This is a genomic window from Bacillota bacterium, assembly GCA_040754675.1.
In the GTDB taxonomy this organism is placed as follows: Bacteria; Bacillota; Limnochordia; order Limnochordales; family Geochordaceae; genus Geochorda.
In genome coordinates this window covers 1-7792 of the sequence record JBFMCJ010000182.1, presented here as the reverse complement: position 1 = coordinate 7792, position 7792 = coordinate 1, and the positions used below count along the sequence as shown (strand labels likewise).

Genomic DNA, 7792 nt, shown 5'->3' with positions numbered 1-7792 from the left:
ATAAGTAAACACCTGTTTCATCCCCCCGAAAGGCTGTCAGCAGATGCGCGCGGGAAGCCATGCCAGAGTAAGTATTAGCGTAAATACTAGTGCAGCGCCACTGGACTTCAAACGTATACGTACCAGAGGCCGTAATATCCCACTTGTATACATGCGCTACCTGTCCAGTTGAATCCGCCGTGGCCGATGTATGCCGAGTAAGTACGTTGGAGACTGCGAGCTCTGCGCCGTCTTTGAGCACACGCAGCCGACAGTCAGTCGAATAACCGTTGTACGTAACCCACACGCTGGCGCGGAACCACTGCATGACAACATCGCCAGCTTGAAGAGTTACGGTGATGCTCAAATCAGGGATCGTCACAAAGGGTGTGGGCTGGTTGCCTCCCGCAACCGTTATGATGTCGGCCTCAGTCTTGAACACCGAAGCAAATGACGATAGTGCACGAAAAGCGATGTCTGTTGTTTGCGCTTTCCCCGCCACCGCGCTCACCTGCGCGCTCGCCGCCGACGCGTTGCCGCTCGTGTCGTAGTCCATGACCCGGACGTAGTAGGTCGTGCCCGCGGTCAGGCCGTCGGTAATCTCGGCCACGGACTCCTTGGATACCTTGCGCGCCTTGAGCGGAACCTGGCCCCAAGGAACATTCAGGCCTGGGTCCTCCGTGCTGTAGACCGTCTCCCAGTTGGCGCCGTTCTTCCACTCCACGATGAGGTAGTCAATGTCCGCAACACCGTTGCCCTCGCTGTAGTTGAGAATGAACAATGGACGGAAGAACGCGGTGCCCGGATACATCTTTCCGGGGTCGGCCTCGCTATTGTGCTGGCCGCCCGCCGGGGTGCCCGTCCCTTGCCAGTAGCCCACGTACTCCGTCAGCGCGCCGCCGGCGGCGAGGCGTCACGCCACTCGCGGCGAAGTAGTGCTGGCTGCCGAACGAATCCTGCCCATTTATGTTGATGTACGTCACGCCGTCCGCGCCGACGCCCGCCACGCCGACATAAATGGCCTTCCCGCCCGATGTCGGGTCGCTCACCTGGCGCACCTTGGCCCGGATGTGGTACAGCTTCGCCGTGTCAAAGGGGATGTTCTGCGACAGCTCGTACCATACATATCCGTTCGCACGCGTAACCGACCCGCCCGAGGCCCCGGCGTCGGTGAAGGTGCTCAGCCTGGAATGTGGTAGGTGGGTGACGCGGTATTCCGAGGTCGCATAGTCCGTTGGCGGTGTCGGGCCGGTGCGCTTGATGGCAATCCCGCGGATGATGCCCGACGCGCTCGCCGTGGGCTGCGCCGGCGCCGTCACGTCCTTCGCCGTCTGCCGCACGACGTTCGACGCCGGCCCCCGCGCCCCGCCCCGCTTGGGATACACCTTGTACCAATGCGCCGAACCGAGCACCAGACCGCGGTGGTCGTACGACAGGGCCGGGACATCCGAAGCCAGGAGCGCGAATGCACTCCCATCCGTGGAGTGCTCCAGGTCATACGACTCGGCGCCGGGAACGAGGGTCCAGGTCAAGTGAATGGCCTCGTACATGCCCTCAGCGCGCAGCGACGGGGCCTGGAGCGGTGGAACGTGGGGACGGAGGCCCGAGGGCTTGGCGCGTCCTGCGACCACCATATCCACCAGGCTGACGATCTCTGTGCCCAGGCCCAGCCGGACAATCTCCCCGCCCCGATCCTCCGCCACCTGGATCTCCCGGATCTCGAGTGCAGCCACGGTGCCACTCGCCGGGTCCACCACCGTCACCTTGTCTTGGAGCCAGGCGTCGCCCAACACATCTAGTGTCGTTTCGGCCTCGGCCTCGGTAAAGGGGTTCTTGCGGCGGTTGAACTCCTCCAACCCGCGGGCTTCGAGGGTCGCGAGGTCGGTAATCGACGTGTCCTCGAAGTCATCCTCGATGATGCCAAGTTCCGCCACGAGGTCGGGATCCTCGATCCGCTTGTAAAGCTGGTCCGCGCCGCTTCCCGCCCCCCAGCAGTGCAAAACCGTAATCCGCCTGCCCCCACCCTGGGCGTTCGTCTCCTGGTCGGTCTCCCGAACCTCGACCACGGCGTTCTCGCCGTTGACCAGCCGGATATCCGCGTTCCGGTCCACCCCGAACGTTTGGGCGAGGTCGAGCACGGGGCAATTGACCACATTACGATGACGAGGCGGCCGGCGCCGATTCGGCCGCCTCGTCGCGTTCGGCCGCCTGAACTACATCCGCCACTCGCGCCCGCCGCCCAGCCGCCTGGGCATGAGCCAGCTCCCGTCTCGCCGCCGCCGCAAACAGGAGGTCCAGGAGCTCCGGGTGCTCGGCGACGAGACGCGCCGTCAGCTCAAAGCTCCGGTGCTCGGTGACCTCGCCCTGTACGGTGACCGCCTGAGGCCGCCGGCCATACGCCCGGTCGAGGAGAGCCTCGGCGGCGGCAACCTGCACGCGGTCGGGGCGTCCGTGGAACATGAGATACAGAAGGCGTTCGATGGCCTCGAGGCCGTGCGCCTGAGCTGCGGCGCGGACCTCGCCTTCGGCTTTCGGCCGGCCCCGCGGGTTGGGCGGCTTCGAGCCCTTGGCGAAGCGCCCCTTGGCGTCTCGCAGGAGCAATCCCGCGGAGGCGGCCGGCGCTGGCCGCTCCCCGACTTCCACGGTATTCTCGTGGCTCACGCCTGCCACCTCCTTCCAATTCCACCTCGGGCGCGCCATCGCCATCCCGCCGCCCCCGATTACGCCGCGCCAGCCCACGGGACGGGCAGCGGCCTTACGCCAGCCCTGCGCTCTCACCATGCCAGGGCTGCGCTCCTGGAGCGAGGCTTGTCTCTGTTAGCCCCGGAGCCGACCCCGCGGCCTCTGAGTTTGCGCCGCAGCCGCGGACCCCAACGCGTTTCCCGGGCAGGATGGCGGGCGCGCGAAGGGGCCGGCGAACGCCCATACTGGACGTTGGCCGTCCCCCTGGGCTCCGCCACCTCAACGACGTGCGCCGGTACTCCAAACAGCGTAGCCGCCCGTCCTTCGGCAGTAGACGCAGCGCGGACGCCTCCTGAGGGTTGCCAGCTGCGGCGTATACTGGAATCGGAGGTGGTATCCATGAGCCAAGATGCCCGCACCGCAGCTGGCATCAGCCTCATCCTGGCGGGCGCCGGCCTGCTGGCCATGGACAGGCACCCCGAACTGGGGTACGCGCTGCTCGCCATGGCCTATGCAGGCCTGCACACCGCACTCAGGCTGAGCGGCGGTCAGGCGCCCATGCTTCCGGCCTAACAAGGCCGGGCGCGCGTAGGGGCCGGTCGCACCCATTCCGGGATGTCACCGGCCCCCGGGGCCGCCGATCCAACGCGCCCTTGCCCCTAGCGGATTGACGCCGGCCGTGGCACAAGCGACGGCCGGGAGGATTGACGTGGCCGCCTGCCGTCCTCGCGGCAACGAGCACGGCAGCGGGTGCCCGCGCGCCCGGAGCGTGGGGCACATGGCGGCCAAAATGTAAGGCCACCCGGCGGCGCCACCGGAGCGGCCTGATTGTTGCCCTGGTTACCGCCGCCCCGCTCTCACCTGCGGGTGGAGCGCATAGGGGGCGGCGGGATGCAATTCGTCCGCCACATATCCTAGAGAACGAGAACTACGCCGCTTGCTTCAGTCGCTGCCCCTGCAATGACGGCATCCCGTCATGCATCCGGGAAGCAACGACCAGTTCTCCTGGCCTCTGTGGAGAGACGTACCCTTCAGCATGCGTCCAGGCATACTCCCCGAAGATGCGCCGGGCTGCCTCATCGTACGCATCCATGGCTTCCTGACGAGTCCGGTACGGCCCGGCGCGCCACACAATCCCGTTTACCGTGATGCTCGCATACCACAACCACACCGCGCCGGATCGATCACGCTCGCGCGAGATTCCCTTCGTTAGCACGCCATCGGCCCATCTTCGGCTTCCGCGCGCGTGCCACCGGTTCTGCTGGCGAGCGCACAAGCGCAAGTTGGTTTTCTGGTTGTTCAGCCCGCTGCCGTCCCGGTGGTCTACCTCTACGCCATCAGGAGGATTCAGGATAAACCGATGCATCGCCACGGAACGGCCGTTGATGCGAGTTTGGGCATACAAGGCGCCTGAAGCCCTAGATGTCTTGTACCAGCGGTAACGCGCGACGCGGTCGTAATCCTCATCGTCCACTAAGGCTACCAGATGACGACCCACCGGAACCTTCCGCACGCTTCCGCCGCTCCGTTATGGAAGGATTTCCCTTTTTTCAGGCGACACCTTTTCACCGGGCATTGTAAACCAGGTTTCCCATCGTTCAGATCACCGATCTCGCAAAACCGCGCATTGTCGGCCTCTGCGGGCATCAGATCCCTATTGACTTTTTCGCGGGAAGCGTTCACACTGCCTGCCTGCGCTTCGCTTCCCACTCCGCGATGCGTCGTCTCGCCTCAGCTGCCGCTTTCTCGTCTTCCTCCGCCGTAACCAGCGGCGCGACGGGTCGGGCAGGCCGGCGTTCCCGTCTCTTCCGACGCCCGGATTTGTGCCCCCCGCGCAAACGCGCCATCCATGCCTTAACCGCTGCCTCGTCCGCCACGAGCTCCCCGACCGTGTGGAAATCCTCGTCACCCGCCGCCGCGGCCTGATCGATCTCCCGTGCGGTCTCCTCGTCGGGCTGGAGCACCGCGATCCGGCACCGACTGCACCAGTAAGTCGGGACGGACGCTCCGGTTACCCGCCCCATCTCGCCCCCGCACCCGGGGCGGGGGAAGGGCGCGGGACCGAACACCTCGATTTCCTGGCCCTCGGGTGTCTCCTCGACCCGGCCCCAGGTCACGCGAGCCGGCGCTCCCTGCCCCGGGGTGGTCGGGTCAGGCTGCACGGCGGTTCACCAGCCGCTCGGCCGGCCGGGACAGGCGATTGGTGGATGACCATGCCGGTGCCGGAATGGCTGCCACATACCGCGATTCGAGGATCGTCTCCCACCGCGCCCCCGTCCATCGCTGGGTGAACCCGTACACGGGGCACGACCGTTCGGCCGGCAGGTCGTTGAGCGGGCCGCTGTACCGGAGCCAGGGAACCGTGGCGGGGCGCCGGGGATACCGCCGGTCGAGGCGGTGGTCGGCGGGGTCGGGCGTCGTGAGGGTGCAGCGGGGGCAGCTGTCGCCGGTCATGTAGGTGGGCAAGGCGCTCATCCTCCGCATGAAAGAAGCCGGCGAACCCCTGGTAGGTTGCCGGCTTCCCGTCTTTGGGTAGCCGTCCAGAGACTATGACGTTTTGACTTATCCTCCCTGCATGAGGAAAGGCGCGCTCAGTCCCACTCTATGGTTGTACGCTGCCCAATCTGCCTATCGTGGTACAAAGTTCCGATTAGTGAACCGATGCTCGTGGGCCACGCGTGCTTCATCCCCGCTTCCACTAGGCGGTGCATGTCTGGCCACCACTCCGTTTCTTGCACACGATTCATTGTAACCGTCATTTGTTTGGGCTGGCTGGCTATACTTAAAACATTCTGCAAGTTCCACTCGCCAACGCTTATTCGGATACATCCGAGTCCAGCGAGATGATCGAAGTCGATCGCAAAGACACGGTCCAAACCTGACGTCAACTTCGCCAACGGTGCCCACCATGCCAAGACAAATCGGTCATATGTGTCCTGATCATGTGCTTCGATCACCTTCGAAGGGCGTATCGCCATGAGACGCGCCATAAGGCCGAGTAATTGGATATGTTTTGGGGCCAATGCATTGACTACGTCACAAGCGGCTCCACCGACGAGCGCGACCATGTCGTTTTCATCGGCTGTCAGCCTTTGCGCGATTAGTTCAACGAGCATCTCATGGCGATCATCGTTGCTGGTTACAGCGGCCGACAGCATCGCCTTCTTCATAAGCAGGCTGCACCCGGGGTGATCAAGAGCCCGATCGAAGACGTCTCGGGCAGTCGCAGGGAGCTCGGCCTCTAGCCTTTCCACTCGTTGGGCAAGTCGTATCATGAAGTTGCGAACGTTCTCACGCGCTTGCTGTTGTACGGCCGGACTGTGCGCTTCAACCAATCGCGCTAGCCACTCAACCCCGCTCTCTGCAAGCTTGGTCACGAGTGCTCCTGCCATGCCGCCAACGGCTGCAGGTAGTAACGGCTCCACCGCTTGACTCCTTTCTACCGTCAGGAGTCCGCATCGGATGAGGTCTACCCAGCTCTTTGTACCTCATGCTCGCTTACCTACCCAGGATTCCCTCCCTGCATCCGGATAGTGATGTGCCCCTGTACCACTTCGAGTGCTCGCACCTCCAATTCCAGGACTCCCTGAGATGAACAGCCTCCAAACTTACTAACGGCAAGCCACCTTCGTGCGCAGCAACAGAGTGGCAATCCCTTACCAATCAGGAAGCGGTGTACTGTTTCGTTCAATGCATGTTATTAGCGCTCTTCGAAGTATCTGCAACGTCTCTCCAATCGCAATCTTAAGCGCCTCTTTCTCCAACCATCGCCCGTGAACCGCATCTGACCTTGTGTCATACAGCTGGAAAAGCTTATCGGCTACAGTATTATCATTGAGCCATGCGGCTATTCGTTACGCCAGATTCACTACCACAGGCCGGTCGTGCCTTTCCCCGAACAGTGCTTCCAGCCCACACCACAGATTCGACAAGGCTATTCTTAAGTCAAATGTATGGTTCCAATAGTACGCGATACTGAACGCGAGACCAAACCTCCTAGACACCGACACATTTCTTAGATCAAGTGCACTATCCCAGTGAGTCTTGGTCCACTCCATGTCCACGTTCGAGATCCGGCTGCGAACCGCTGTTGGGACGATAAGGCGCGGCGAGTCATCAAGTAGGTAGAATCGGACAGAACGGTCCTTGATGGCTGGAACTACGTCCCAAGACACTGTTGACGCCACCGGGCAGATGAGACCGTCATGCCCTCTAAGCTTCAGCATGGCAGCCGTGTGCCATGCAAGATGCAACAGCAGGTCAAGTTGATGCGCTTTCTCAATGTCGAGGTGCCCTACTGCTATCTCTGAGGTAACACTGGATGAGTATCTGCTTACTGCCAAGTAATCAGCGTCAGTTAGATCAGCAACCTGAGCTATATGAATAGCGCTTGGTGGGTTGCTGACCGATCGTAGTGTTATGAACTCGTCAACAACCGCAAATGAAGCAGCTTCGAGGGTGACTCCACAGACTCCAACGAATAACCGCGCCCGAGGGGCCGTCGCTAAGAGCTCCGCAGCGCGTTGCTCGGCGGCTTTGAAGGGCGACAGAACGCGCTCTATACGCTGTATGATCTCGTCTAGCCCACTCGTTGCCGGTCGTACTTGTCCACCCACACCGGCTTCCCGCCCTGCATCTTCACGATGATCTCCCCGTACTCCACCTCGTCGAGCGCCCGTGCGACGAGCTCGAGGGCCCGCTGCTTCGACAGCCCTGGATCAATTTCGTCCCGCCTCCCATTCTGCACCTTATTGGTACCCGATGGCAAGGTGTCGTGCCTCCCAACGGGTGCACGAGATCTCACGCCGCCCGCCGATGCTCCCACGCCCTCCACTCCTCCGCCAACAGCCTCGCGCACCGCGTGCACCGCTCGGCCTCGGGCACAGCATCCCAGTCCCGGTCGTCCACCCGCATCGTGTACTCCAGGGGCCGGCCACAGAGCAGCTCCCAATCCGACGCGCGGGCCAGGTGCACGATGTCGCCCCGGATGACGAGCAGGTGTCGGGCCGCCCCGCGTCCCACCGTAACTAGACCGAAGTTGCTCAACTTGAAGTCGCCCGATTTGCCGTTATGAAGCCATTTGCTGTCGTTTCAGGGCGAGGCCTTCTGTCTACCCATCGAGACAAGCGAG

Annotated in this window: 11 protein-coding genes; 1 reads left to right on the top strand and 10 read right to left on the bottom strand. The window is 62.8% G+C overall.

Going from position 1 to position 7792, the window contains the following annotated elements:
- The 3 genes from AB1609_11620 to AB1609_11610 form a co-directional block, all read right to left on the bottom strand.
- A partial coding sequence (locus AB1609_11620; GenBank protein ID MEW6047113.1) for a hypothetical protein occupies positions 1-859 on the bottom strand: 859 nt, incomplete at its 3' end.
- Positions 810-2117: a hypothetical protein gene (locus AB1609_11615; protein MEW6047112.1), complete on the bottom strand. Its 1308-nt coding sequence runs from the start codon at positions 2115-2117 to the stop codon at positions 810-812. The genes AB1609_11620 and AB1609_11615, both read right to left, overlap by 50 nt.
- Positions 2118-2133: 16 nt before the next feature.
- Complete coding sequence (locus tag AB1609_11610; protein ID MEW6047111.1) at positions 2134-2760, bottom strand: hypothetical protein; 627 nt, start codon at positions 2758-2760, stop codon at positions 2134-2136.
- Positions 2761-3060: 300 nt separating this feature from the next.
- On the opposite strand from AB1609_11610, the gene AB1609_11605 reads away from it, so the two are divergent.
- On the top strand, positions 3061-3234 hold the full coding sequence (locus AB1609_11605) for a hypothetical protein (GenBank protein ID MEW6047110.1): 174 nt from the start codon (positions 3061-3063) through the stop codon (positions 3232-3234).
- Between the two features lie 355 nt (positions 3235-3589).
- Here AB1609_11605 and AB1609_11600 read toward each other — a convergent pair whose 3' ends face one another.
- From AB1609_11600 to AB1609_11570, 7 genes are all read right to left on the bottom strand, one after another.
- The gene (locus AB1609_11600; GenBank protein MEW6047109.1) at positions 3590-4159 is read right to left on the bottom strand and encodes an HNH endonuclease; all 570 of its coding nucleotides are present in this window, start codon (positions 4157-4159) and stop codon (positions 3590-3592) included.
- A gap of 181 nt (positions 4160-4340) precedes the next feature.
- On the bottom strand, positions 4341-4778 hold the full coding sequence (locus AB1609_11595) for a hypothetical protein (GenBank protein MEW6047108.1): 438 nt from the start codon (positions 4776-4778) through the stop codon (positions 4341-4343).
- A 34-nt stretch (positions 4779-4812) separates the two neighbouring features.
- Positions 4813-5136, bottom strand: a complete 324-nt coding sequence (locus AB1609_11590) for a hypothetical protein (GenBank protein ID MEW6047107.1) — start codon at positions 5134-5136, stop codon at positions 4813-4815.
- A gap of 116 nt (positions 5137-5252) precedes the next feature.
- The gene (locus AB1609_11585; GenBank protein MEW6047106.1) at positions 5253-6053 is read right to left on the bottom strand and encodes an LPO_1073/Vpar_1526 family protein; all 801 of its coding nucleotides are present in this window, start codon (positions 6051-6053) and stop codon (positions 5253-5255) included.
- Positions 6054-6515: 462 nt separating this feature from the next.
- A complete protein-coding gene (locus AB1609_11580; protein MEW6047105.1) occupies positions 6516-7277 on the bottom strand; it encodes a hypothetical protein in 762 nt (253 codons plus the stop codon).
- Complete coding sequence (locus AB1609_11575; protein ID MEW6047104.1) at positions 7241-7429, bottom strand: hypothetical protein; 189 nt, start codon at positions 7427-7429, stop codon at positions 7241-7243. Before AB1609_11575 ends, AB1609_11580 begins: the two co-directional genes overlap by 37 nt.
- Before the next feature lie 32 nt (positions 7430-7461).
- Positions 7462-7707 (bottom strand): hypothetical protein, encoded by a 246-nt coding sequence (locus tag AB1609_11570; protein ID MEW6047103.1) that lies wholly within the window; start codon positions 7705-7707, stop codon positions 7462-7464.
- Positions 7708-7792: the final 85 nt, after the last annotated feature.

Bases quoted from the DNA above. Each gene is read 5' to 3' on its own strand.
- AB1609_11605 (MEW6047110.1), top strand. From the start codon at position 3,061: ATGAGCCAAGATGCCCGCACCGCAGCTGGCATCAGCCTCATCCTGGCG.
- AB1609_11585 (MEW6047106.1), bottom strand. From the start codon at position 6,053: ATGGCAGGAGCACTCGTGACCAAGCTTGCAGAGAGCGGGGTTGAGTGG.
- AB1609_11610 (MEW6047111.1), bottom strand. From the start codon at position 2,760: ATGGTGAGAGCGCAGGGCTGGCGTAAGGCCGCTGCCCGTCCCGTGGGC.
- AB1609_11590 (MEW6047107.1), bottom strand. From the start codon at position 5,136: ATGAGCGCCTTGCCCACCTACATGACCGGCGACAGCTGCCCCCGCTGC.